Source organism: Planctobacterium marinum, assembly GCF_020687805.1.
Taxonomy (GTDB): Bacteria; Pseudomonadota; Gammaproteobacteria; order Enterobacterales; family Alteromonadaceae; genus Planctobacterium; species Planctobacterium marinum.
The window spans coordinates 139,929-164,821 of record NZ_JAJEWQ010000001.1 but is presented as its reverse complement, the minus strand read 5'-3'; the positions used below and the strand labels follow the sequence as shown (position 1 = coordinate 164,821).

General features: G+C 46.1%; 24 protein-coding genes and 1 riboswitch. Of the genes, 9 read left to right on the top strand and 15 right to left on the bottom strand.

Going from position 1 to position 24,893, the window contains the following annotated elements; all coding sequences use genetic code 11:
* Window positions 1-146 precede the first annotated feature (146 nt).
* The gene (gene gltA, locus LJ740_RS00750) at window positions 147-1,427 is read left to right on the top strand and encodes a citrate synthase (protein ID WP_229527133.1); all 1,281 of its coding nucleotides are present in this window, start codon (window positions 147-149) and stop codon (window positions 1,425-1,427) included.
* A 148-nt stretch (window positions 1,428-1,575) separates the two neighbouring features.
* Here gltA and LJ740_RS00745 read toward each other — a convergent pair whose 3' ends face one another.
* The 3 genes from LJ740_RS00745 to LJ740_RS00735 all read right to left on the bottom strand — a co-directional run bounded on the left by LJ740_RS00745 (window position 1,576) and on the right by LJ740_RS00735 (window position 5,830).
* Entirely contained in the window at window positions 1,576-3,855 is a 2,280-nt protein-coding gene (locus LJ740_RS00745; RefSeq protein ID WP_229527132.1) for a TonB-dependent receptor, read from the bottom strand.
* Between the two features lie 307 nt (window positions 3,856-4,162).
* Entirely contained in the window at window positions 4,163-5,158 is a 996-nt protein-coding gene (gene add / locus LJ740_RS00740) for an adenosine deaminase (RefSeq protein ID WP_229527131.1), read from the bottom strand.
* 36 nt (window positions 5,159-5,194) lie between these two features.
* Window positions 5,195-5,830 carry a response regulator transcription factor gene (locus LJ740_RS00735; protein WP_229527130.1) on the bottom strand — a complete coding sequence of 212 codons (636 nt, stop codon included), beginning with the start codon at window positions 5,828-5,830 and terminating at the stop codon, window positions 5,195-5,197.
* A 192-nt stretch (window positions 5,831-6,022) separates the two neighbouring features.
* Here LJ740_RS00735 and cmoA point away from each other — a divergent pair, with 192 nt between their 5' ends.
* Window positions 6,023-6,760 carry a carboxy-S-adenosyl-L-methionine synthase CmoA gene (gene cmoA / locus LJ740_RS00730; RefSeq protein ID WP_229527129.1) on the top strand — a complete coding sequence of 246 codons (738 nt, stop codon included), beginning with the start codon at window positions 6,023-6,025 and terminating at the stop codon, window positions 6,758-6,760.
* A gap of 12 nt (window positions 6,761-6,772) precedes the next feature.
* On the top strand, window positions 6,773-7,738 hold the full coding sequence (cmoB, locus tag LJ740_RS00725; protein ID WP_267498121.1) for a tRNA 5-methoxyuridine(34)/uridine 5-oxyacetic acid(34) synthase CmoB: 966 nt from the start codon (window positions 6,773-6,775) through the stop codon (window positions 7,736-7,738).
* Window positions 7,739-7,794: 56 nt separating this feature from the next.
* Here cmoB and moaE read toward each other — a convergent pair whose 3' ends face one another.
* From moaE to sufB, 12 genes are all read right to left on the bottom strand, one after another.
* Window positions 7,795-8,250, bottom strand: a complete 456-nt coding sequence (gene moaE, locus LJ740_RS00720; protein WP_229527128.1) for a molybdopterin synthase catalytic subunit MoaE — start codon at window positions 8,248-8,250, stop codon at window positions 7,795-7,797.
* A 1-nt stretch (window position 8,251) separates the two neighbouring features.
* Window positions 8,252-8,497: a molybdopterin converting factor subunit 1 gene (gene moaD, locus LJ740_RS00715; RefSeq protein WP_229527127.1), complete on the bottom strand. Its 246-nt coding sequence runs from the start codon at window positions 8,495-8,497 to the stop codon at window positions 8,252-8,254.
* A complete protein-coding gene (gene moaC / locus LJ740_RS00710; RefSeq protein ID WP_229527126.1) occupies window positions 8,494-9,015 on the bottom strand; it encodes a cyclic pyranopterin monophosphate synthase MoaC in 522 nt (173 codons plus the stop codon). Before moaC ends, moaD begins: the two co-directional genes overlap by 4 nt.
* Window position 9,016: 1 nt before the next feature.
* Window positions 9,017-9,520, bottom strand: coding sequence for a molybdenum cofactor biosynthesis protein B (gene moaB, locus LJ740_RS00705; RefSeq protein WP_229527125.1), 504 nt, complete (start codon window positions 9,518-9,520; stop codon window positions 9,017-9,019).
* A gap of 25 nt (window positions 9,521-9,545) precedes the next feature.
* Entirely contained in the window at window positions 9,546-10,514 is a 969-nt protein-coding gene (gene moaA / locus LJ740_RS00700) for a GTP 3',8-cyclase MoaA (RefSeq protein WP_229527124.1), read from the bottom strand.
* Window positions 10,503-10,709: riboswitch (molybdenum cofactor riboswitch) on the bottom strand. Its footprint overlaps the gene before it by 12 nt.
* A gap of 117 nt (window positions 10,710-10,826) precedes the next feature.
* Complete coding sequence (locus LJ740_RS00695) at window positions 10,827-11,240, bottom strand: SufE family protein (RefSeq protein WP_229527123.1); 414 nt, start codon at window positions 11,238-11,240, stop codon at window positions 10,827-10,829.
* A 21-nt stretch (window positions 11,241-11,261) separates the two neighbouring features.
* Window positions 11,262-11,795, bottom strand: a complete 534-nt coding sequence (gene sufT, locus LJ740_RS00690; RefSeq protein WP_229527122.1) for a putative Fe-S cluster assembly protein SufT — start codon at window positions 11,793-11,795, stop codon at window positions 11,262-11,264.
* Between the two features lie 7 nt (window positions 11,796-11,802).
* The gene (locus LJ740_RS00685) at window positions 11,803-12,159 is read right to left on the bottom strand and encodes a HesB/IscA family protein (protein ID WP_229527121.1); all 357 of its coding nucleotides are present in this window, start codon (window positions 12,157-12,159) and stop codon (window positions 11,803-11,805) included.
* Window positions 12,160-12,168: 9 nt separating this feature from the next.
* Window positions 12,169-13,386 (bottom strand): aminotransferase class V-fold PLP-dependent enzyme, encoded by a 1,218-nt coding sequence (locus LJ740_RS00680; protein ID WP_229527120.1) that lies wholly within the window; start codon window positions 13,384-13,386, stop codon window positions 12,169-12,171.
* Window positions 13,383-14,648 (bottom strand): Fe-S cluster assembly protein SufD, encoded by a 1,266-nt coding sequence (gene sufD / locus LJ740_RS00675; RefSeq protein WP_229527119.1) that lies wholly within the window; start codon window positions 14,646-14,648, stop codon window positions 13,383-13,385. Before sufD ends, LJ740_RS00680 begins: the two co-directional genes overlap by 4 nt.
* Window positions 14,645-15,415: a Fe-S cluster assembly ATPase SufC gene (gene sufC, locus LJ740_RS00670; protein WP_229527118.1), complete on the bottom strand. Its 771-nt coding sequence runs from the start codon at window positions 15,413-15,415 to the stop codon at window positions 14,645-14,647. Before sufC ends, sufD begins: the two co-directional genes overlap by 4 nt.
* Before the next feature lie 29 nt (window positions 15,416-15,444).
* The gene (gene sufB / locus LJ740_RS00665; protein ID WP_229527117.1) at window positions 15,445-16,881 is read right to left on the bottom strand and encodes a Fe-S cluster assembly protein SufB; all 1,437 of its coding nucleotides are present in this window, start codon (window positions 16,879-16,881) and stop codon (window positions 15,445-15,447) included.
* A 436-nt stretch (window positions 16,882-17,317) separates the two neighbouring features.
* Between sufB and LJ740_RS00660 the strand changes: the two genes are divergently transcribed.
* The 6 genes from LJ740_RS00660 (at window position 17,318) to LJ740_RS00635 (ending at window position 24,821) form a co-directional block, all read left to right on the top strand.
* On the top strand, window positions 17,318-18,181 hold the full coding sequence (locus LJ740_RS00660) for a kinase (RefSeq protein ID WP_229527116.1): 864 nt from the start codon (window positions 17,318-17,320) through the stop codon (window positions 18,179-18,181).
* Between the two features lie 24 nt (window positions 18,182-18,205).
* The gene (locus LJ740_RS00655; RefSeq protein WP_229527115.1) at window positions 18,206-19,033 is read left to right on the top strand and encodes an HAD-IIB family hydrolase; all 828 of its coding nucleotides are present in this window, start codon (window positions 18,206-18,208) and stop codon (window positions 19,031-19,033) included.
* 6 nt (window positions 19,034-19,039) lie between these two features.
* Window positions 19,040-20,260: a glycosyltransferase family protein gene (locus tag LJ740_RS00650; protein WP_229527114.1), complete on the top strand. Its 1,221-nt coding sequence runs from the start codon at window positions 19,040-19,042 to the stop codon at window positions 20,258-20,260.
* An 11-nt stretch (window positions 20,261-20,271) separates the two neighbouring features.
* On the top strand, window positions 20,272-22,026 hold the full coding sequence (locus tag LJ740_RS00645) for a sugar phosphorylase (protein WP_229527113.1): 1,755 nt from the start codon (window positions 20,272-20,274) through the stop codon (window positions 22,024-22,026).
* 203 nt (window positions 22,027-22,229) lie between these two features.
* A complete protein-coding gene (gene moeA / locus LJ740_RS00640; RefSeq protein ID WP_229527112.1) occupies window positions 22,230-23,456 on the top strand; it encodes a molybdopterin molybdotransferase MoeA in 1,227 nt (408 codons plus the stop codon).
* 12 nt (window positions 23,457-23,468) lie between these two features.
* Window positions 23,469-24,821, top strand: coding sequence for an MATE family efflux transporter (locus LJ740_RS00635; protein ID WP_229527111.1), 1,353 nt, complete (start codon window positions 23,469-23,471; stop codon window positions 24,819-24,821).
* Window positions 24,822-24,893 lie beyond the last annotated feature (72 nt).

The following is a 24,893-nucleotide window of genomic DNA, read 5'->3' as shown; positions in this document are numbered from 1 at the left end:
GAAATATGCATACTTACCGATGAAATACGCATTAAAATTGACTTATACTATCAGGATAAAGTAAAACTACCGTCTACTTTACAAGCCTCGTCCATTTTTGACGAATCAATGAGCACCCCCCTAGAACATTCGAAAGGAGAATTTTTATGGCAGCTGATTCAGCCATATTAAAAGTTGGTGATAAAGAAATAGAACTCCCCGTACTCACGGGCACAGCCGGCAACCCAGTTATAGATGTAAGAAAATTGGGTTCAATCGGGCATTTCACTTTCGACCCAGGTTTTATGGCAACTGGCTCATGCGAATCATCAATTACCTTTATTGATGGTGAAAAAGGTGTGCTATTACACAGAGGTTATTCCATCGAAGAGTTGGCTCGCGACGCAGATTACCTTGAAGTTTGCTACATGCTTTTACACGGCGAAGCGCCGGATGCCGCGACCTACGCGAACTTTAAATCCACAATAACCCGTCATACCATGGTTCATGAAACCATGAACAATTTCTTCCACGGTTTCCGCCCTGATGCGCACCCTATGGCGATGTTATGTGGTACGGTCGGTGCCATGTCTTCGTTTTATCACGATGATCTTGACGTGAGTGACCCGGATAAACGTCTGCGCAGCGCCTATCGACTGGTAGCTAAGATGCCAACCCTGGTAGCAATGGCATACAAATACAACATCGGTCAGCCTTTCGTTTACCCCCGTAACGACCTGTCCTACGCAGAAAACTTCCTGAACATGATGTTCTCTGTACCTGCAGAAGAATACAAAGTCACTCCGGCCGTTGCCAGAGCTGTTGATCGTATTTTCACCCTGCACGCGGATCACGAGCAAAACGCGTCAACCTCTACCGTTCGTCTGGCGGGCTCTTCAGGTGCTAATCCTTACGCCTGTATCGCAGCCGGCGTAGCCTCATTGTGGGGTCCTGCTCACGGTGGTGCGAATGAAGCCTGTTTGAACATGTTAGAGAAAATTGGTTCTGTAGAGCGCATTCCTGAGTTTATCGCAAAAGCAAAAGACAAGAACGACCCGTTCCGCCTGATGGGCTTCGGTCACCGGGTGTATAAAAACTATGACCCACGTGCAACAGTGATGCGTGAGAGTTGCCACGAAGTATTGGCGGAACTCGACGTGAAAGATCCCTTGTTACAAGTGGCTATGGAGCTTGAAAAAATCGCGCTTGAGGATGAGTATTTCGCATCCAAGAAATTGTTCCCGAACGTCGATTTTTACTCAGGTATTATCCTGAAAGCAATTGGTATTCCTACCAATATGTTTACCTGTATTTTTGCTCTGGCCAGAACCGTTGGTTGGATCTCTCACTGGCATGAAATGCTGGGTCAGGAAGGTCAAAAAATCGGTCGTCCTCGTCAGCTTTATACCGGTGAAGCACAACGTCCATTTACACCAATTAAGAAATAATACGCCTTAATCAGTGTTCAAAAAGCGTCCAATTGGACGCTTTTTTTATGCCTGTTATTTAATAAATCTGTACATTGAATAAGCAATAAACACAAAAAAGCCGCCCTTAAAGGCGGCTCCAACTAGAATGAATTCTTATTAAATAGAATTAATAAAACTCTTTCCTGAACTCTACGCCCCAAACTCTTGGGTTGTTGTCAATAACAGTCAGGTTGTTAAAGTCGATGGCACCGCGAAGATTTTCCTCATCGGTGATATTACGACCAAACAAAGTTACCGTGTATTGATCATCAAAGTTCTCGTAACCCACTCTCAAACCACCTTCGAATTGAGAATCGGTTGTGAACTCAACTGAATCGTATAAAAACAGATTGGTTTCGCCTTGATACACCCAGTCGGTGTAGGCGAAGATTTCACCGCTTTCAATTTCAAATGCGTAACGGGCGGTAAAACTGAAGTTGGTTTTTGGTGCCTGAGGGAATGGGTTTCCGTCAACGATTGCCAGTCCGTTTGCGTCAGTTTGGTCAACAAGTGTACATTGACCAGCGCCACAACCCGGAGAAACGCGAAGGTTTGGATCATCGATTTCAGTATCGTTATAGCTGTAACCCGCTGTTAAAGTGAGTCCTTCTGCAGCCAACCAGGTTGCTTCAACTTCAAAACCTTGTCCAATACCTTTGTCAGCATTGATAAGACGAGTGAAGTTACCGTCACCACCGATTGCTGAGAACTGCATATCTTCAACTTCATAGTGGTAAATTGCACCGTTTAAACGCAATACGCGATCCAATAAATCCGCTTTAAAACCGGCTTCAAACGAGGTTACGGTTTCTGAGTCCGCCACAGATGGCGCAGATTCGAAAGCCACGTCACGACCCTGAATGGTCGGGGCACGGAAACCTACCGCAGCACGCGCATAGACACTGACATCACGGCTGATGCTGTGATTAATGGACAAGTCACCGCTAACCTGGCTATCGTCAACTTGTACATCTGGATAATCCTGGATACTTGCTGCACCGATCACCAGAGCAAAACCATCAACATTTTGGGATACCACTGTTAATTGCTTTTCATCGTTGGTGTAGTTCAGACCAAATGTCACCGTGGTATCGTCGCTGACATCGTAGGCCATTTGTCCAAATAGTGCCCACGACTGGTTGGAGTGACGAACACGTGTTGCGCCATAAAAGCCATCAATTGATGTGACATCAAATTCAGCGTCAAACACGTACGCACCAATAGTCCAGTCTAAATCATCCGGGCCGGACTCAACAAAACGCACTTCGTGAGTAAACTGATGTAAATCATCGAGCCTGTCCTGAGTTACCGCAGTAAATGGGATAAAGCCTGGATAAGTATTATCGATTTCACCATCGTTATCGTAATCACCTGGTACCGAAACACCGCCATCGATATCACCCAACGAGTCACCTTCGGCAACGTTATAATCGGTGATAGAGGAGAAGGTAATATCGTTACGCAACTCTTTATCAATGCGCAGAGTTACACCGGTATTCTCATAGTTTTGCGGGTTGCGATCTTGTTGACCGTCACCATCCAGATCAGCGTCGTAATAAACTACATCTCTGTCATAGGTACTATTAAACTCATTACTTCCTGTAGTTAGCGCATTAGCCCGGAAAATAGACGCTGTACCTTCCAGATCACGCCCGTATACTTGCAGTAACACAGAGGTATCACCTAAGCCCGGCTCCCACAATAACTGTCCGCGCCAGGCAAGTTCATTGTAGCCGCCCATGGCATCATTTTCACCTGTGAAGGCATTATCAATCCAGTCACCACGATTTTGCGATAATATCGAGAAACGACCTGACAGATTATCCGATAAACCACCACCTACAGCGGCTTCCAGGTTTGCGGTGCTCATGGAACCTAAAGATGCTTCAACAAAAGCCTCAAATTCCTGAGTAGGTTTGCGGGTATCAAACTTAACGATACCAGCGGTCGTGTTTCGACCAAACAAACTGCCCTGAGGACCGCGCAATACTTCCACTTGCTCGATATCAAACAATGGAAAGCTTTTCAGGATAACGTTTTCTTTTACTACATCATCCATCACGATAGAAACTGGTTGTGATGCGGCCAGGTCAAAGTCGGTATTACCTAAACCACGCAAGTAAAAGCGCGGGGCAACACGGCCATTTGATGATTCAGCATTCAAACCAGGCGCTCTTGCCGCCAGTGAAAGAATGTCATCACCGCCAGAAAAGATAGCTTCAAATTTCTCGCCATTCAGCGCAGAGATAGAGATTGGAACGTCCTGAATGCTCTGGGTTCTCTTTTGGGCTTTTACAGTAATGGTTTCTAAACCACTGTTGTCTTCAGCTTCCTGTTCCTGTGCCTGAGCACCAAGTGAAATAAGCGCGCACTGAAGTGCGACTGCAATAGCTGATTTTTTTATCATGTTGCTGTGTCCTAGAGTGTGTTAAATCAGTTAAGTCAGTGTTTTTTTTATTATTCTATTCTAATTATAATACTTGTTGCAGATATTTTAGATTAAAACTTTATAAACAGAGTGGTTTTATAGCCAATTGTTTAAAATTGCGACTGCAACCGTCAATCTATGCCCTAATTGAATGACTTCACGGAGTGTCGCAAGTATTGACTAGTTGGTCAAGAAGCGATTAATTTGTGTATTTAGCACGCGAGATTTGTGCTGAATAGTAGAATTTTCAGGCGACAGTAACCTTAGCACTGTCGCCCGGGCAGGCTTACCGCTTGCTATTGAGTAAGGCTTTTTTCTCAGAATCTGACAGGAATGCGGCATGAACGCCATTTTCCTGTACCTGACGCAACTGTTGGTCAGTTAATCCAATAACGCTTTTAGCAACCTGATATTCGTGTGGTAAATCGATATTAGATACTGCCGGATCGTCAGTATTCAGGCTCACCACAATGCCATTTTCCATAAAGGTAGGCATAGGGCTGTCTTTTACCGCTTTTACCGTTGCAGTTTGATAATTTGAAGTAGGACAAGATTCAACGGAAATGCCATTTTTTGCCATATATTCCATTAACTTTGGATCCTGTGTCGCCGCTACACCATGTCCAATTCTCGTCGCACCTAACATTTCAATGGCATTCCACACGCTTTGTGGGCCATCTGCCTCTCCGGCGTGAACAGTAATACTCCACCCAGCGTCACGACCTTTTTTGAAATGCTCTTTATACAAATGTGCCGGGAAGTTGATTTCATCACCTGCCAGATCCAGGGCGACTATCTTTTCCTTGTGCGCCAATAAGGACTCCAGTTCCGCCATACAGGTTTCCGCACCAAACGTTCGGCTTAAGATACCAATCAGGTTTGCTTTAACTCCGGTATCCTTTTCGCCGGCTCTGACCCCATCGACAACAGCAGCCACAACATCGGCCATATTAAGGTTGTGATTCATCGCCATATAATAAGGAGAAAAACGCAGTTCTACATAATCGATACCCTGACGTTTGGCATCTAACATGTTCTCGTAGGCTACGGTGTAACAGTCATCAATTGATGCGAGCACAGAAACGCCGTAATCCAGTTTTTGTAAGAATGCCAACAAATCGCTGGTTTGATCCTGGATTTGTGTTAGGGGAATGAGAGCTTCCAGCGAGTTTACGGGCAATTCAATGCCGTTTTTGTTGGCCAAACGCCAGATTGTTTCAGGCAGAATGTTACCGTCAAGATGACGATGCAAATCCACCAAAGGAAGATCCGGATTTATCATTTTTATATCTCAGATTTAATTACGGGGTGAGAAACGTTAATTGAGTTGTAGCTTCTCTGCAACTAAAACTGCCTGAGTTCGGTTATTGACTTCCAATTTTTTGAAGATTGCACTGATATGCGCCTTCACTGTGGCTTCAGTAATATTCAAATCAAAGGCGATTTGTTTATTTAACATACCACCTTGCAGATGTTTTAATACCTGGAACTGTTTCGGTGTTAGTTCTGCCATTCTGGCAGCAATATCAATGTCTTCCCTTTCGACTTTGATGAGATTGTCTCTGAATCCTTCAGGTAACCAATTAGCTCCACCCAATATTGACTGGATCGCGGCTGCTGTATCCGCTGATGGTGTGGTTTTAGGAATGAACCCTCTGGCACCAAATGCCATTACTTTAGAGACCACAATTGGCGAGTCGCTGGCAGAAACAACTGCCACCGGCACGTCGGGAAAGTCTTCAGTAATGCGAATAACACCATAAAAGTCTTCACTGCCTGGCATGTGTAAATCCAGCAATACCAGGTCAATATCTTTGTTCTGCTCTAACAAAGAAATGGTCTCATCCAGTGTTCCGGCTTGTATAATTTCCAGGTCTTTTATTAAAGCCTCTAATGCCGCCGTCAACGCATCTCGAAATAATGGGTGATCATCCGCTACTACAAACTTTGTCATCGTAAACCTTTGATTTTTAACAGCAGTGAAAAGCATTATGGTTCAGTCTACGACTTTAGTCTAATATTTTTAGTTACTGCATTGTTTCTCAAAAAGAAATTGCTCATCATTTATTCATTGACCCCATCAGAAATGTTTTGGCCAGGGTAATTTTGCGCTAAAATACGATTTTTTAGCCGACCTGAAACACACTTGAACAAAGATCTGATTTATTCCAAACCTCACGATAAAGTTGCTGACTTCAAATTTGATCAGGACGTGGTTGCCGTGTTTCCAGACATGATCCAACGCTCGGTCCCAGGTTACAGTACCATAGTTGACAACATAGGCTTGCTGGCACAACAGTTTGCCCAGGATAACAGCACCATCTACGACCTGGGGTGCTCATTGGGAGCGGCCAGTTTATCGGTGAGAAAATACGTAAAAGCAAACAACGTAAAAATCGAAGCGATAGACAACAGTCCTGACATGGTAAGTCGCTGCAAGAGTCATTTAGCCGCTTTTAAATCAGAGATTCCGGTTAATGTCGCGCAGGCAGATATTACACAGATAAATATTTCAGACGCTTCTGTGGTCATTCTCAATTTTACCTTGCAGTTTATTCCCCCTGAACAACGTTATGCTGTGCTCAAAAACATTTTTGACGGACTGTTGCCAGGTGGAATTTTAATCTTGTCAGAAAAAGTGTCTCTGGGCCATTCCACCGCTGATGAAAGCCTCATTGAATTACACCATGAGTTTAAGCGCCGCAATGGATACAGTGAGTTGGAAATCAGTCAAAAACGCACGGCGATCGAAAATATCATGAAACTGGAATCCTTACCGTTTCACCTGAATCGCCTGAAAGATATCGGATTCACCGAGGCGTTGACCTGGTTTCAGTGCTTTAATTTTGCCTCTATGTTGGCAATAAAACCCAAACTTGATTAGAGACAAATTACCATGAAATGGTTTTATCAGTTTTATGAGCAAATCGCTCCCACACCACTAGCGCATTGGCTGGAAACTTTACCTGCCCACTTAGCTAAATGGCACAAAGAGGCATTACACGGTGATTTTAAGAAATGGTGCAAATTGCTGGAACAGCTGCCGGACACCGCGCCGTCTAATATGGACTTGCTCAATGAAGTACGTATCGGCTCTGCGGCTGATATTACTGACTATCAACAAAAACAGATAGCAGGCCTGCTAAAGCAATTTATGCCCTGGCGCAAGGGGCCCTTTTTCATTCATGATATTCATATAGATACAGAGTGGCGCTCTGACTGGAAGTGGGAGCGCATAGCCCCGCATATCAGATCGCTGGCGGGGAAAACTGTGCTGGACGTAGGTTGCGGCAGTGGTTATCACATGTGGCGTATGCTGGCAGATAAACCAGAAATGGTGGTTGGCATAGATCCCACTCAACTGTTTTTGATTCAGTTTCAGGCGATAAAACACTTTGCCCGGAATCAACCCATCCACCTCCTTCCCCTGGGAATAGAACAAATGCCAGCACTTAAGGCGTTTGACACGGTATTTTCTATGGGGGTGCTTTATCACAGAAAAAGCCCGTTTGAATTCCTGCAACAATTAAAAGATCAACTGAAAATCGGTGGTGAGCTGGTGCTGGAAACCCTGGTTGTACAGGGCGATGAAAACACAGTACTAGTACCTGGTGAACGTTACGCACAAATGCGCAATGTTTGGTTTATTCCCAGTATTAAAGCGTTGGAACACTGGATGGCCAGAGCCGGATTTAAAAATATTCGCTGTGTCAATCTGGACGAGACCCGCCTTGACGAGCAACGCCGAACTGACTGGATGACCAGCCATTCACTGCAGGACTTTCTGGATAAAGACGATCTCAGTAAAACCATAGAAGGTTATCCCGCTCCGCTTAGGGCCACATTAATCGCCGAACGATAATATCGGGAATAAAAGTAATAGCGACTGCGTGGCTTTGCGCTAAATGTGCGGCTGCGTCACCATGTTTTTGCCTTGTCCTGATCAGCCGATTTCGCGACAACCCAAAACTCACCGTTATCAGTGGTTTCTTTTTTCCAAAAAGGCGCCTGAGTTTTTAAAAAGTCCATAATAAATTCACAGGCGTCAAAAGCGTCACCACGATGCGCACTGGTAACGATCACTAACACTATTTGTTCAGCAAGCGATAACTGCCCTACCCGATGAATTACTGTTGCCGCCTGCAGCTGCCATCGCTCACTCGCTTGCTGCACTATGTCATTGAGGGCTTTTTCAGTCATACCGGGATAGTGTTCCAGTTTTAATCCGGTGACATTGCGACCGTCATTAAAGTCACGTACCAGCCCGACAAAAGACACCACAGCACCCGCCTCAGCCTTCCCCGCTAACACGGCCTGATATTCATGCTCAAGAGAAAAGTCGGCTTCCTGTATCCGCACAGTAAATTTGGTCAAACTATCCTCCGGTTACAGGCGGGAAAAATGCCACTTCATCACCACTGTTCAGGGATACCTGATCATGACTAATGGTTTGATTGACCGCAGCCAGTGCAGTGTCACTAACTAATAATTCAGACCACAGAGGTGATTTTTTACCTAACATGGCGCGCAATTCAGCCACAGTTTGCGGATAGTCATCCAATTGCAATTTATCGCATTGCAGTTGTTCTCGTAATTGCGCAAAAAATAATACGGTTATCATTCCGGCACCTCGCCCACTTTGCTGTGCTGCCAATTACCAGTTTTCCCGCCAGTTTTACTGTTCACCATAATATCTGAGATGATCATTTCCGGGTCTACGGCTTTACACATATCAAACAAGGTTAAACAGGCTACTGATACTGCCGTTAACGCTTCCATTTCCACCCCGGTTTTACCAGCCAGTTTACACAGAGCTTTAACTTTAATTTGATGGCGTATTGGATCAGGCTCAAAATCCACCTGTACTTTGCTCAACATCAGCGGATGACACAAAGGGATTAAGTCTGCACACTTTTTAGCGGCCTGAATACCGGCGATTCGCGCCACGGCTAAAACATCGCCTTTGGCATGCTCACCAGCAACAATCAGCTCAAATGTCGCTGGTGACATACTCACTTTACCTGTGGCTACTGCGGCGCGCTGGGTTATCGCTTTTTCAGTGACATCCACCATCGCGGCCTCACCCTTTTGATTGATATGGGTTAAACCCGGCGAGCTGTTATTTACAACGTTTTTCATATTAATTAGTTAAATGACCGACAAAATTACAGGGCTTGTGAGTGCCATCCAGCTGTTCTTTCAGGATGCCGTGCCAGCCAGTTTTGCAAGCCCCCGTTGATCCTGGTAAACAAAAAATCGCCGTCTTATTAGCGATACCTGCAAAGGCTCTGGACTGTACCGTAGAAGTACCGATTTCCTGATAGGAAATATGCCTGAACAATTCACCAAAACCTTCGATATCTTTGTCAAACAGGACACTTAAGGCTTCAGGCGTGGTATCTCTGCCGGTAAATCCGGTTCCACCTGTACTAATCACCACATGAATATTATCTGCCGCTATCCAGCGGGACACGATTTCTCTCAATCGATATTTATCGTCAATCACTATGGCCTTTTCTATCAGTGCATGACCGGCTTCGGTAACAGCCTCTGCTAAATAACGACCTGAGGTGTCCGTTTCTTCTGTGCGCGTATCTGACACAGTTAATATCGCGATATTGAGTTTTTGTTCAGAGGCAGACATTGGATTCTATTTACTCCTGTTAAGTTTAGCCACCCAGCATTGCCAGGTTTTTTGTGGCACCGGTAAAGCCATCCTGTAACCAGTGGCTTACTTCTTTGTCATTGAGCATAGTGGAAATTTTGTGTTGCAGTGCCAGCTGGTCGCCTGAAGCGATTTCTTCTCGCAACGACAGACCTTGTTCGGCAAACAAACACAAATGTAACTTGCCGGTTGCGGATATGCGCAAGCGGTTGCAGCTGTCACAGAAATCTTTGCTGTAAGGCATGATCAGGCCTATCCGTCCGGCGTAATCCGGATGTTGAAACTCCTGTGCCGGACCCGCTGATTTTCCTCTGACAATCCGTGTCCAACCTTCCTGCAACAATTGCTGTTTCAAAGGTTCACCAGGTACATGATGTTGTTTGAAAAACTGATGACTTAATCCCGTCTCCATCAGTTCAATAAATCTCAGGGTTACCGAGGTATCTTTCAGCCAGGCCTGAAACTGTTTCAGACTTTGTTCATTAACGCCTTTCATTAGTACAGAATTGATTTTAACCGGAATTCCCAACGACGCTGCTTTTTCTACTCCCGCCAAAATGGCTTTGAGTTTGTCGGCTCCGGTAATGGCGTTAAACACATTGGGATCTAACGAATCAATGCTGACATTAATCCCCCCAATTCCGGCATCTTGCCATTCGTCAATGACGTCGGGAAAGCGATAACCATTGGTGGTGATGACGACATTGTCTATTCCAGGAGTTTGCGCGCAGGTAGCAATGATGTCCGGCAAATCTTTGCGCAGTGACGGCTCGCCACCGGTAAGGCGGATTTTGGAAGTACCCAGCTCTGCAAATGCTTGTGCGATGGTCTTTATTTCAGACAGTGACAGGAAATCGCGATCCGAATCACATTGGTAGCCGTCCGGTAAACAATAACTGCACCGGAAATTACAGACATCAGTAATGGATAATCGCAGATAGTGAAATCTGCGACCAAAAGTATCTTCTAACATTGAACACCTTTCCAAATTAAAGCTGGTATTTATCCTTAAATATCAACTTTCGGGAGGCTGTTTGATTTCTCGCCCAACCCGTGTTTTGCGCCGGTGCATCGTGCTCCGGTAAGCAAAACGGCCAGAGTTCCTTATAGCGAATTGCAGCAATAGCCGACGCTACTTAGGTCATCAGGCTCGGAGTTTATCAAGGTGTTCAAGTTACCTCCGGAGCCTCTTAAATTCAATGCCTAATCGTGCATTAATCATAACTAATGGTTACGAGGTGTGAAAAAGATCACAAGGAGTGAGATAAGCCGAAAATGGCGGCGTTTATGCCAGTGCGGCTTTGGCGATACTGTTTATACGAGCAACAATAGACTTCAGACCATTACCCCGCGTCGGGCTGATATGCCGCTCCAGATCAAGCTGTTTAAAGTATGCATCAATATCAAATGCCAGAATTTGTTGTGCCGACTTGTTGTTATAGGCCGCCAGCACTAATACCAATAATCCTTTTACGATAACGGCATCGCTGTCCACCAGAAACTCGATGCGTTCATTGTCACCGGCAATTTCCAACCAAACGTTACTCTGACAGCCCTTAACCAGTCTGTCGGGAGTTTGTAATTCTGCCGGGAAAGCCGGCAAGGCCTTGCCTAAATCGATAATGTACTTGTAGCGCTCTTCCCAGCTGTCAAAAAACGCCAGGTCATCTAATATTTCGTCAGTTGTGGGTAAGCTCATAAGATAGATTTTGAATAGAGATTAAAAAAACAGGCCAGCTTCCAACTGCGCCTCTTCAGACATCATGTCTTTTGACCAGGGCGGATCAAATACCAGGTTAACCTTAACGTCTTTGACATTGGGTACTTTAGCAACGCGATATTTTACATCACTGATTAATACCGGCCCCATTCCGCAGCCAGGTGCAGTCAGCGTCATATCAATATCAACCTTGCCACTGTCCTGGTCAATATCCACTTTATAAATTAGCCCAAGCGACACCAGACTAATGGGTATTTCCGGATCGAAAATAGTATCCAGAGCCTGATTAACCTGAGTTTCGCGGATGTCGTTATGTTCAACAGAATCAAAAGTCAGCTCTTCAGGCTTCATGCCAATGGCATCGGCATCAGTACCATCAATACGCAACATGTTGCCCATCCAGGTAACGGTGTAGTTACCTCCCAGAGCCTGATTAATGGTAACAAATTGATTAGCCGGAATGACCGTTTGATCACCAGAGGGTACGCGTCTCGCCGGACACTCCCGCTGAGTGACCACCATCTTTTTTTGCATCTGGGGATTAACCTACGTTAAAGCTTTCACCGCAGCCACACTCACTGACCACGTTGGGGTTATTAAAGCGAATCTCACCGTTGATACCCACTTTAACGTAATCTATTTCAGTGTCCTGTACCAGCGGAGCCGCATCAGCAGCGATTAACAGCAACAAACCGTTATCCAGCGTTATTTCCAGATCGTTATCTTTTTTAGCATCAACAGCGTCCAGAACATAAGCATAGCCGGAACAGCCGCTCACCTTTGTGCTTAAGCGAATCATCTTGTCCTGATTATTGCCCAACATTTTTGCAAAGTGGGCTTTCGCCGAATCAGTTACGGTTACCAACGATGCCGTTGGATCAAATGTATTTACCGTCATCTTAACTCTCTACATCAACATCATTTTGACTTTCTGCAATGCTTTAAACAGCGCTTCCACATCTTCTACCGTGTTATAGATAGAAAAGGAAGCACGGGCTGTTCCTGGAACCCCTAACCGCTTCATCAATGGTTGTGCGCAATGATCACCGGTTCTGATGGCAATCCCCTGTTTATCCAGTAAAAAGCCGATATCAGCCGGATGCGTACCTTCGATAATGAAGCTAAACACACCTATTTTATGGGGTGCATTGCCCTTAATAATAAGACCATCAACACCTGTGGATAATTCCACCGCTTTTTGCATCAATAGCTGCTCATGAGCCTTTACCGCTTCCAGATCGAGACCACTAAACCAGTCAATGGCAGCTCCCAATCCAACGGCCCCCGCGATATTTGGTGTACCGGCTTCAAGTCGGTTCGGTAACTCACCCCAGGTTGCGCTGTCATAAGTCACAACCGAAATCATTTCGCCACCGGTTTGCCATACGGGCCAGTCAGACAAGATTTCAGCTTTACCCCACAACACACCAATTCCCGTAGGCGCGAATATCTTGTGTCCGGAAAATGCGTAGAAGTCGCAACCTAACGCCTGAACATCAACATCGCCATGAGCAATCCCCTGCGCACCGTCAACCAGTACCAGTGCATTTACCGATTTCGCCATTGGAATTAGTTCATGCAATGGATTTATGGTGCCAAGCGCATTGCTGATATGTGGCATGGCCACCAATCGGGTATTGCCATTCAGCAGCTTCTGAAACGCTGCAACATCCAGCTCACCATCGTCAGTAATGGGGGCGACTTTCAGACTGGCGCCAGAAATTTTACACACCTGTTGCCAGGTGACCAGGTTCGCGTGGTGCTCCATCTCAGTAACGATGACTTCATCACCGGATTTGAGTAACTGCTTAGCGCCATTGGCAACAATATTGATGGCTTCTGTGGTGCCCGCCGTCCAGATCACTTCCTTCTTGTCGTAAGCATTGATAAAACGGGCTACCTTTTCCCGCGCCGCCTCATAGAGTCTGGTGGCTTCATCTGCCAGCGTGTGGGCACCGCGATGTACATTACTGTTGCAATGCGTGTAATAATGACTCAGTGCATCAAGCACAGCCTGCGGCTTTTGCGTTGTCGCAGCATTATCCAGGTACACTAACGGATTGCCGTCTATCTGCCGTTGCAAAATTGGAAATTGCTTTTTTATTTCCGCGGGGTTAAAACTCATGCTTGTGCGGGTTCCTGATTCATTTTGGCAAAGCGTTCCTGCAATTGCGGTCTTAACCATTCAGCCAACGCAGAGTTAGGCATTTCGTCTACCAGGGCATTAATAAATCCAAAGTTCAGCATTACCAGCGCCTGAGACTTACTGACACCACGACTGGTGAGATAGTAAAGCGCCGATTTATCCAACTCTGCCACAGTTGCACCATGGGCACAGCGCACATCATCCGCGTAAATTTCTAATTCAGGTTTAGTATTGATCTGGGCGTTATCTGTTAACAGCAAATTCTTGTTACTTAACTCCGCCAGAGTCTTTTGGGCGTCGCGGTGAATGTGAATTCGACCGTTAAAGGTAGCGGTTGCTTTGTCGCCGACAATACCGCGTACGGTTTCATCCGTGGTGCAATGCCCAATTTCATGTTCAATGCAGGAATGCAAATCGAAGATTTCGCCGGAATCCAACAAATAAACGGCATTGATTTTTGCATGTGCACCTTCGCCGCGATGCATAACATCGACGTCGAGTCGGGACAACTCAGATCCAAACCCCACCAGAGTAGAATTTATCTGAGCGTTGCTTTTCAGTTCAAAATGACTGCCGCCAATGCTCAAGGCTTTGCCAGTTCGCAAACAAAAGCGATAGTGTTCAAGTGCTGCCTTTTCAGCCAAAAAGTACTCGGCAAAACCAGAAAAATAACTTTCCTGCGTGCCGCCCGCTTGTTCAATCACAGTAGCTTTTGCGCCTTCGCCTAAGCGAACCAGCACCCGATGCTGCACATCGATGTCTTGCGTAATTTCATTGACTATGCGCATTGGCTGCTTAATGTCAGCACCTTCCGCTACATCAATCACCAGGCCATTATCTGCCAAAGTATCATTAATTAGCCCAAACAGATGTTTCTTTGGCTTGCAGGCAGAAAATGCCTCAACAGCCCACGCCTGAACTTCAGCATCTGCTTTGCTCAGTTCTACAATACTGAGGCCTTCGGGAAGAGATTGTTTAACACCCTGAAAATGGCCATCGATGAAATGCAGTTCAATCGCTTCCAGACCAGCAATAGTTGCAACGTTAACCTCGCCAGCATTGGCCGCAGAACTGATAGCGCGCTTTTCCAATGCGCGAACAGAGGTGTATTTCCAGTCTTCAGTTTTGCGCCCTGGCCAGTTTTTTTCCTGCAATAACGCCAGGGCCCCCTGGCGCTTTGCTGTCAGCCAGTCGTTGACTGAATGACTTTTTTCAATCGCGTTGGCTAACCATGCACTCATGCCGTTTCCTCTTCGGCCTGGCGATCATAAGTTTCCAACCAGGCATAGCCTTCGGCTTCCAGTTCATGCGCTAACGAGGCATCGCCACTTTTTACGATCTTGCCGTCTGATAATACGTGTACAAAATCCGGTTTGATATAGTCCAGCAAGCGCTGGTAATGGGTCACAACGATAAAGCTGCGCTGATCGTCACGCTGACTGTTCACCCCTTCAGCTACGACTTTCAAAGCATCAATATCCAGACCTGAATCAGACTCATCCAGGATGCATAATTTCGGCTGTAACAGCAACATCTGCATAATTTCATTACGCTTTTTCTCACCACCAGAGAAACCTTCGTTGACGCCGCGTTTCAGGAAGTCCAGTGGCAGGTTTACCTGCTTACAGGCTGCTTTTGCCGCCTTTAAAAAGTCTGCGGAACTCAGCGCGTCTTCGCCGCGCTCTTCACGCGCAGCATCAACAGCGGCTTTCATAAATTCCAGATTACTGACACCGGGAATTTCTACCGGATACTGGAATGCCAAAAACAATCCGGCGCGGGCGCGCTCTTCGATTTCCAGCTCCAGCAAATCTTCGCCATTTAGCGTTGCATCACCGTCGGTTACTTCATAACCATCACGGCCAGTTAACACGTAGCCTAGGGTACTTTTACCGGCACCATTAGGGCCCATAATGGCATGGACTTCACCCGGTTTAACTTCGAGACTCAAGCCTTTCAGAATCTCTTTATCTTCAACTTTTGCTTTTAAATTTCTGATCTTTAACATTAATTCTTTACCTTGCTGGGAACGCTGGTTTAACCCACCGAGCCTTCTAAACTGATTTCTAACAACTTACCGGCCTCTACAGCGAACTCCATGGGCAGCTCTTTAAAGACCTCTTTACAAAAGCCATTAACAATCATAGATACGGCTTTTTCTGCATCCAGGCCGCGCTGTTGACACAAAAACATTTGCTCATCACTCACTTTTGACGTGGTAGCTTCGTGTTCTACAATGGCGCTGGGGTTACTGCTTTCTACATAGGGAAATGTATGAGCACCACACTGATCACCAATCAGCAACGAATCACACTGCGTAAAGTTCCGGGCCTTTTTGGCACTATTGTGCATCTGTACCAGGCCACGATAACTGTTGTTACTCTGCGCCGCTGAAATCCCCTTAGAAATAATGGTGGATTTGGTATTTTCACCAATGTGAATCATCTTGGTGCCGGTATCCGCTTGTTGTTTACCACGGGTCAATGCCACAGAGTAGAACTCACCCACACTGTTATCGCCTTTCAATATGCAGCTCGGATATTTCCATGTAATCGCTGAACCGGTTTCCACCTGAGTCCAGGAGATTTTGGCATTGGTGTGGCAAATGCCACGCTTGGTTACAAAGTTGTATATCCCGCCCTTGCCTTCAGCATCACCCGGGTACCAATTCTGTACCGTGGAATATTTGATTTCAGCATCGTCCAGGGCGACTAACTCAACGACCGCAGCATGCAACTGATTTTCGTCTCGTTGCGGTGCCGTGCATCCTTCCAGATAACTGACATAACTCCCTTCATCGGCGACAATCAGTGTGCGTTCAAATTGTCCGGTGTTTTGTTCGTTAATTCTGAAGTAGGTTGATAGCTCCATCGGACAACGCGTGCCTTTTGGAATATAAACAAAGGAACCATCGGTAAATACCGCACAATTCAGCGCAGCGAAATAATTGTCGTGTTGAGGTACGACACGGCCCAGATATTTTTTGACCAGTTCCGGGTATTTGTGCACGGCTTCGGAGATTGGGCAAAAGATAACACCCGCCTCTTCCAGCTTCTCGCGGTAGGTGGTAACCACGGATACTGAATCGAAAACAGCATCAACAGCCACGCCCGCCAGCATTTCCTGCTCGTGCAGTGGAATTCCTAATTTCTCGTATGTTGCCAGTAACTCCGGATCGACTTCGTCCAGAGATTTCGGCTTATCAGCCATACTCTTAGGTGCAGAATAATAAGAAATATTCTGATAGTCGATTTTGGGATAATGCAAATGAGCCCATTCAGGCTCTTCCATTTTTTGCCAGATTCTGAAGGCCTTTAAACGCCAATCTAACATCCACTCAGGCTCACCCTTGATCGTTGAGATGCGACGAATAACGTCTTCATCCAAACCAGGGGCAAAGGTTTCTGATTCAATCGCAGAAACAAATCCCGCTTCATACTCTTTTCTTAACGCGTCTTCTATTTGTTCAGACATACCATCATCTTTAATTTTGCTGACCAAAATACCTTCTCTGAACGCACTTCAGAGAATAACAAGGCATCTGTCCTATTAATGGCGGCAATGGTAAATTACCTGAGTAATTTACTCAAGTATTTCACCCTATTCAGCAGCAACAGTTTGCTGATTTGGCTGTACCTTTTGTTTATGCCTTATATCGCTTAAGCATTTCGCACCAATCTGCAGCAAAAAATTGCACCAACACTAATGATATCCACCCCGCAACTCACCATTTTGGTGCAATACAATATTCCTGTCTTCGTTTAATATCCGCTATCATTAGCCTGTACCCCTTATGTTTTATAGGCTTAAAGTTAAATATCAGATCAGCCGGGCGCTGGCATGGATGTTGAAGCCCTCAGCAATGCAACAACCCATTTAATCAGGAGTATTTGCTATCAAAGCCACATTTTTGAATGACTTTTTAGCAACTCATCAATTACCGGACAATTTTGCCGAAACGGTTTCCCAATGTTTTTTGCCTTTGGCGGAAAAAATAACGATGGCAATGGCAGAGCACGGCAGCACCTTCTATGTCGCGGTAAACGGTTGCCAGGGTTCAGGAAAATCTACCCTGAGCGCCTTTCTGGGCGAGTGGTTTAGCGCCAGCGGATTAAAGGTTGCGGTACTGTCATTGGATGATTTTTACCATGACAGAAAAACCCGGCTGCAACTGGCAACACAAATCTCGCCGCTGTTGGCCACTCGCGGCGTGCCGGGCACACACAATACTGACCTGATGGCAAGAACACTCAGGACAATGAGCACGCCAGAAAGCATTCGACTACCGCGTTTCAATAAAGCAACGGATAACCCCTACGCCGAACGAGAATGGCCTGAAGTTACCGGCCCCGTGGATCTGGTTATCATGGAAGGCTGGTGCTGGGGTGTTACTGCACAATCTCCGTTGCAACTGCGTTATCCGGTGAATGCCCTGGAAGCAGAACAGGACGCAAATCTGATATGGCGAAACTGGGTAAATCAACAAATCACAGCACATTACGAACCGCTTTACAGTCTCATGAATTACTGGGTAATGCTAAAGGCTCCGGGATTTGACAATGTGTTTCAATGGCGACTGGAGCAGGAGCAAAAATTATCCGCTAAGATTAAGGATTCTGATAAGAGTCGCGTAATGGATGAATCGGGCATATTGCAGTTTATTCAGTTTTATCAGCGTCTCACTGAGGAATGCCTTAATTCGCTGCCTCAGCGCTGTGATGTGGTGTTTGAACTGGACGACCACAGAAACATTTACGCCACTTCGGGTTTATAGCATATTAATTTGGAGTAAAGCGCCGTGTCCTTAACAACCTTTCTAATCTACACCGACCTTGATGGAACGCTTTTAGACCATGACAGTTACAGTTTTGCGCCAGCGCTAAACACCCTGGAAAAGCTAAAATCTGCCGGCCATTTTATTATTCCCAATACCAGTAAAACCTTTGCAGAGATCGAAGCCTTTCGACGCGAAGCTAAATTGCAAACCCCGTTTATTTTTGAAAATGGCGCAGCAATCGCTATCCCTAAAGACTTTTTCCCGTGGCAACCGCCGGAAACCGTTGAAAAAGATGACATGTGGATAAAGTCGTTCACACAGGAAAGAGCCCATTGGTTATCGATAATTCAGCAACACGGACAACACTTTTTTGGCATGTTCAGGGGGTTTTCTCAAATGGATGTTGCCGAAGTGGTGAATTTAACCGGACTAACACCAAAAGATGCGCAGCTTGCCATGCAAAGACATTACGGCGAACCTGTGCACTGGTCAGGCGATGAATACGCCAAAAGAGAATTTTTACACAGTATGCAAGCTGCAGGTGCCACGGTATTGACCGGCGGTCGTTTTACCCACATCTGTGGTGAAACTGATAAGGGCAAAGCCCTGCAATGGCTCACTCAGGTATTCTCACAAGAATGTGAGGAGCAACAATTCACCAGCATCGCACTGGGAGACAGTCAAAACGACAGTGCCATGCTGGAAGCGGCAGATATCGCCATCCAAATAAAATCATTACAACACCCTTTCCCAATAATAAAAAAATCAAAACACCTTTACCAAAGTACCCTCTGCGGACCAGAAGGCTGGTCTGAATGCCTCGAAAAAATCGTCTTCAATCAGGAGTAAAGAACTATGGCAGACTTTTACCAAAACGGTGTTATTACAACACTACACAATCTGGCCGACCGCAGTGCAGAAGATCTCGAAGCCGAGTTAAAAACCTTTAGTCAGACTCGTCCTATGGGCTTGTTACTGCCCTCATTATTTTCCGAACTGGAGGGCGAAGCATTACCCAACATTATTGAAGACATCAGCCAGGTAGACTATCTATCACAGGTGGTTATCGGCCTGGACAGAGCCGATGAATCACAGTACCGCCATGCTCTGCAATTTTTTAAAAAACTGCCGCAACACCATCGCGTACTGTGGAATGACGGGCCACGCCTTAAGGCCATCGATGCAAAGTTACAAGCGATGGAACTGGCCCCCACAGAACTGGGCAAGGGGCGTAATGTTTGGTACTGCATGGGATACATACTGGCAACCAAAAAAGCAGAATCCATCGGCCTGCATGATTGCGACATTCTGACTTACGACAGAGGTTTATTAGCGCGTCTGCTCTACCCAGTGGCAAACCCCAGATTTAACTACGAATTTAGCAAGGGTTATTATGCCCGCGTTGCCGACGGCAAAATTAATGGTCGCGTATCGCGTTTGTTAGTTACCCCTTTAATTCGCGCCCTGCAACGCGTCTGCGGTCACAATGACTACCTGGAATATATGGACAGTTTCCGCTATCCGTTGGCCGGTGAGTTTTCATTTCGGCGTGACGTATTAAATGATTTGCGCATCCCCAGTGACTGGGGACTGGAAATTGGCACCCTGTCGGAAATGCACCGCAATTATTCTCACAACCGTATCTGTCAGGTAGATATAGCTAAAACTTATGATCATAAGCACCAGGATCTGTCACTGGATAATCAACAAGCCGGCCTGTCTAAAATGTCTATAGATATCGCCAAAGCCTTATTCAGAAAACTGGCCACTCAGGGGGAAAAGTTTGATGCTGGTACCTTCCGTTCACTAAAAGCTACCTATTACCGTATCGCGCTTGATTTTGTTGAGACTTTCAACAACGATGCCATTATGAATGGGCTTAAGTTTGATATTCATAATGAGGAAAATGCCGTAGAAATGTTTGCACAAAATATCATGACGGCTGGTCAGCACTTTTTGGAAAACCCGATGGAGACGCCCTTTATTCCTACATGGAACCGGGTTGTTAGTGCTGTGCCCGATATTCTCGATGAGATTAAAGAAGCAGTTGAATTAGACTTCAATGAATTTAGTTAAGGAGTCCGGCGATGTCTGAGCTGTTAGAAAACCTAAAACACAAACTGCAACAGCAGCTGGAAGTTATTTACGATGGCATTACGCTAAACCGTTCTTATGAGACGCTGAGTGAAGAATTACTGGCACTGATGCATCTGGATAAAGACATCAAACAGCCTGGCGTATTTCAAAACAACTGGGATCAACAGGATGTCGTATTGATCACATACGGTGACAGTATCGTCCGGGATGACGAACATCCCTTAAAGACGCTGCGCCATTTTATGGATAAATACTTTGCAGACACGATTAACAGCGTACATATCTTGCCGTTTTTTCCCTATAGTTCCGATGACGGATTTGCAGTCATTGACTATTCCAGCGTCAATGAAGCGCTGGGAGACTGGCAGGATATCGAAGCCATAGCCAGTGATCGACGCCTTATGGCTGATTTGGTTATCAACCATTGTTCCAGTCGCAGTGCCTGGTTCCAGAACTTTATCCGGGGAGAAGGACCGGGATCAGATTACTTTTTCACGGCGTCGCCTGACGATGACCTTTCTCAGGTTGTTCGACCCCGTACCTCGCCATTATTGCGCGAAACCGAGACAGCAAAAGGACTGGAACACGTCTGGTGTACCTTTAGTCATGACCAGGTTGACTTTGATTTCCGCAACCCTGATGTGCTTTTGGCGTTTGTCTCTATCATCCGGCAGTATCTTGATTCAGGTGTGCGTATTTTTCGCATGGATGCCGTGGCTTTTTTGTGGAAAATTGCCGGGACTCCCAGCATCAATCTTATGCAGACACATGAGGTGATACGATTATTGCGCTCACTGATTGAGCACAGCCAGCCTGACGCTGTAATTATTACGGAAACCAATATCCCTAACACGCAAAACCTCACCTACTTTGGGAATGCCAACGAGGCACACGCAATATACAATTTTAGTTTGCCGCCACTTTTGGTAAATACCCTGATAACCGGGAACTGTTTGTATCTGAAACGCTGGTTAATGAGCATGCCTCCGGCGCAAAACGGCACCACTTATTTTAATTTTATTGCCTCTCACGACGGCATTGGATTAAGACCCGCCGAAGGGCTGCTTTCAGAGGATGAATTGTCAACCCTGATCAATACCATGAAGCAATTTGGGGGGCGTATTTCGTGGCGCACAACAGAAACCGGTGAGCAAAAAGCTTACGAAATGAATATCGCCTTGTTTGACGCCCTACAAGGTACTACTGACGGGCCCGATAAGTGGGGATTAGAACGCTTTATTTGTGCCCATGCCGTAATGCTGGGCCTGGAGGGCATCCCCGGAATTTACATACACAGTATGCTGGGTACCAACAACGACTATGAGAAGTTGAAAAATACTCACCACAACCGCGCTATCAATCGCAAACGCTGGAACTACGACATGTTAAAGATGGAATTGGGCTCCAGGTTCAATCATCATCACAAAGTGTTAGAACGCATGAAAGCCCTTATCGATATCAGGACCGCTCAAAAAGCCTTTCATCCAAACGCAATACAATTCACCTTGCATCTGGGATTGCAGTTATTTGGTTTTTGGCGTCAAAGCATGGACCGAAGACAGAGTATTTTTTGTATCAGCAATATCACGGATCAACCTCAGGTGCTGCGACTGGGCGAATTAAACCTGACGGTCACTGATCGCTGGCGAGATTTAATCAGCGATAGTGAAATTATTGATATTACCGAAGAAATCACATTACAACCCTATCAAACGGTGTGGTTATCAAATCAGACCGGCACCTGATAGCCACAAGACGACTATTCCGCTAGCCTTGTGTTTATCTGCACAATAAATTAGCGCCTTTTTCAGGGCGCTAATTCATCGAGTTTTCTACGGACTCTCCAAATACAATATTGCACCCACATCAGAACGCAGGTATAAAGAGCGGCTCGGTTTTATCGAACCCTCATCCTGTATATAACTGTCAAACATAGGGCGTATTTATCATGTCTGGTTGTAATTCCCCCGGTCTTTTACCTGTTGAACAAGCTTTAGTACAACAACTAGATAAGATACTACCCGTACAGGAAACTGAATCCGTTACGCCAGATCAGGCCACCGGTCGGATAACCGCAGAAGATATTATTTCCCCGATGAATGTACCGCCCAGTGACAATTCAGCGATGGACGGCTATGCGCTCAAAGCCAGTGATGCGGGCTCTACTATTCAGATTGTTGCCGCGGTCATGGCGGGACAGGCTTATGTCAATTCTTTGCAACAAGGTGAAGCCGTCAGGATCATGACCGGTGCCCCAGTTCCCCAGGGCGCTGATGCCGTAGTTATGCAGGAAGAGGCAAAAGTGACTGACGATAAACTCGTTTGTTTGAAGACCATCACTGCCGGAGAAAATATCCGTAAAGCCGGCGAAGATATTCAGCGCGACAGTGTTATTTTGCCCAAAGGCACCCGCCTTGCTCCACAACACTTATCGTTACTGGCTTCGGTTGGTATGCGTGATATTCAGGTGTATCGCAAGATAAAAGTGGCCATTATGGCGACCGGTGATGAATTGATTGAACCAGGAAAGGCGTTGCAACCGGGTCAAATTTACGAAAGTAATCGGGTTGGACTGACTGCAATGTTGCGCAAACTGGGGGCCGAAGTCACCGACTTTGGTATCATCCCCGACCAACTGGAAGCCACGCGCAAAGCATTTGCTGAAGCCGCAGCACACAATGACTGGGTTATTAGTTCTGGCGGTGTGTCTGTGGGTGATGCCGATTTTGTCAAACCGGTTTTACAGGAACTTGGCGATATTACGTTCTGGAAAATTGCCATCAAACCAGGTAAACCTTATGCCTTTGGGCGCATTCAAAAAACGCTGTTTTCCGGGCTGCCAGGCAACCCGGTATCCTCTTTCGTAACCCTGTTACAGCTGGTTGTACCGGGCTTGAGAAAGTTAGCCGGTGAAGTTAATCACAATTCATTGGAAATAACCGGCCACCTGGATAAGGACCTTAAACGCAGACCCGGCAGAGCGGAGTTTTTGCGGGCCAGAATGTGGCTGGATGGTGACCAGAATGTTCGGGTTATGCCCGGTAATAAACAGGGCTCCGGTATCATGAATTCCTTTACTGATGCCAACTGTTTTGTGGTCATCGACGCTGACTGCAGTCAACTGGCGAAAAATGCCAAAGTTAAGATTCTGCCATTTGATCCATTGTTAAATTAGATTGAGAACCGCTTGAAATATCGCTCTTTCAGAACCGAGTCACGCTCACTACTTAAGTTAGCCGGGCCTCTGCTTGTTGCTCAGCTCACACAAATGCTGATGGGTGTCTCTGACACCTTAATGGCAGGTCGCCTGTCTTCTACAGATATGGCCGCCGTAGCCGTTGCATCCAGCTTGTTTTTCCCGGTAATGATCCTGGTTCAGGGTATCATTATGGCATTGCCACCAATCATTTCACGTCTGCATGGTGCTAAAAATCATGCGCCAATCCCGGAAGTCGGCCATCAGGCTCTCTATATCGGACTGGGCCTCAGTTTTTTGGTGTTCATTGCCAGCTTTTATACTTATCAATTCTTTACGCCTTTTAATATGGCGGCCGATCTGCACCGCATCTCGGCCGATTACCTGCAATATGTATTTGTCGCCTTCCCGGCGTTTTGTGTTTATATGGTCTTGCGTCAGTACAGTGAGGGGTTATCCCACACCAAACCCAGTATGGTTATCATGATTGTTGGCCTGATTGTGAACATACCGGCCAACTACGTGTTTATTTATGGCAAATTTGGTGTACCGGCCTTTGGGGGGGCGGGTTGCGGAATAGCCACAGGTCTGGTGTTTGTAGCGATGATGACCTGCAACTGGTTATACGTGAAGTTTTCCAAAGAACTGGCTTTCGCACCATTTTTTAGCCATTCCAGTAAACCGGATATCAGCAAAATTGTCGCTCACTTAAAGATTGGACTTCCCATAGGCCTGGCGTTGTTATTTGAGGTTACCCTGTTTTCAGTGATTGCCTTGTTACTGTCTCCGCTGGGTGCGAAAATTGTGGCTTCTCACCAGATTGCGCTGAACGTATCCGGTGTGCTGTTTATGGTTCCTCTGAGTATTGGTCTGGCCGTCACCATTCGCATAGGTTACCTGTTAGGGGAAAACCGGGGAAAGGCCGCAAAAGATGCCAGTTATACCGCGGTAGCACTGGGGCTGGCATTTGCTGCCATAAACGCGCTGATTTCAGTGTTGTTACGCTATGAACTTTCAGGCTTGTACAGTACCGAAGCCGACGTTATTAATATGGCCGCAGACTTACTGTTCCTGGCTGCGGTTTTCCAGTTTTCCGATGCCATTCAGGTTATCGGAGGTTGCATATTAAGGGGCTATAAAGACACTAAAGCCATGCTCATTATCACGATTTGCTCCTACTGGGGGGTTGGCTTAACCATGGGTTATTTACTGGCATTAACGGATACCATAGTACCGGCAATGGCCGCCACGGGATTCTGGCTGGGGATAATAATGGGACTGACTGTCGCAGCCATATTACTGAGTCTGCGTATTCGATTTATTCAGTCTCGCGCCGTGAATTAAGTTCCGGAAACATTGCTCAGTGAATATTTGTTTCTGGCTTAAGGATAAGAAAAAGGACACCGTCGGTGTCCT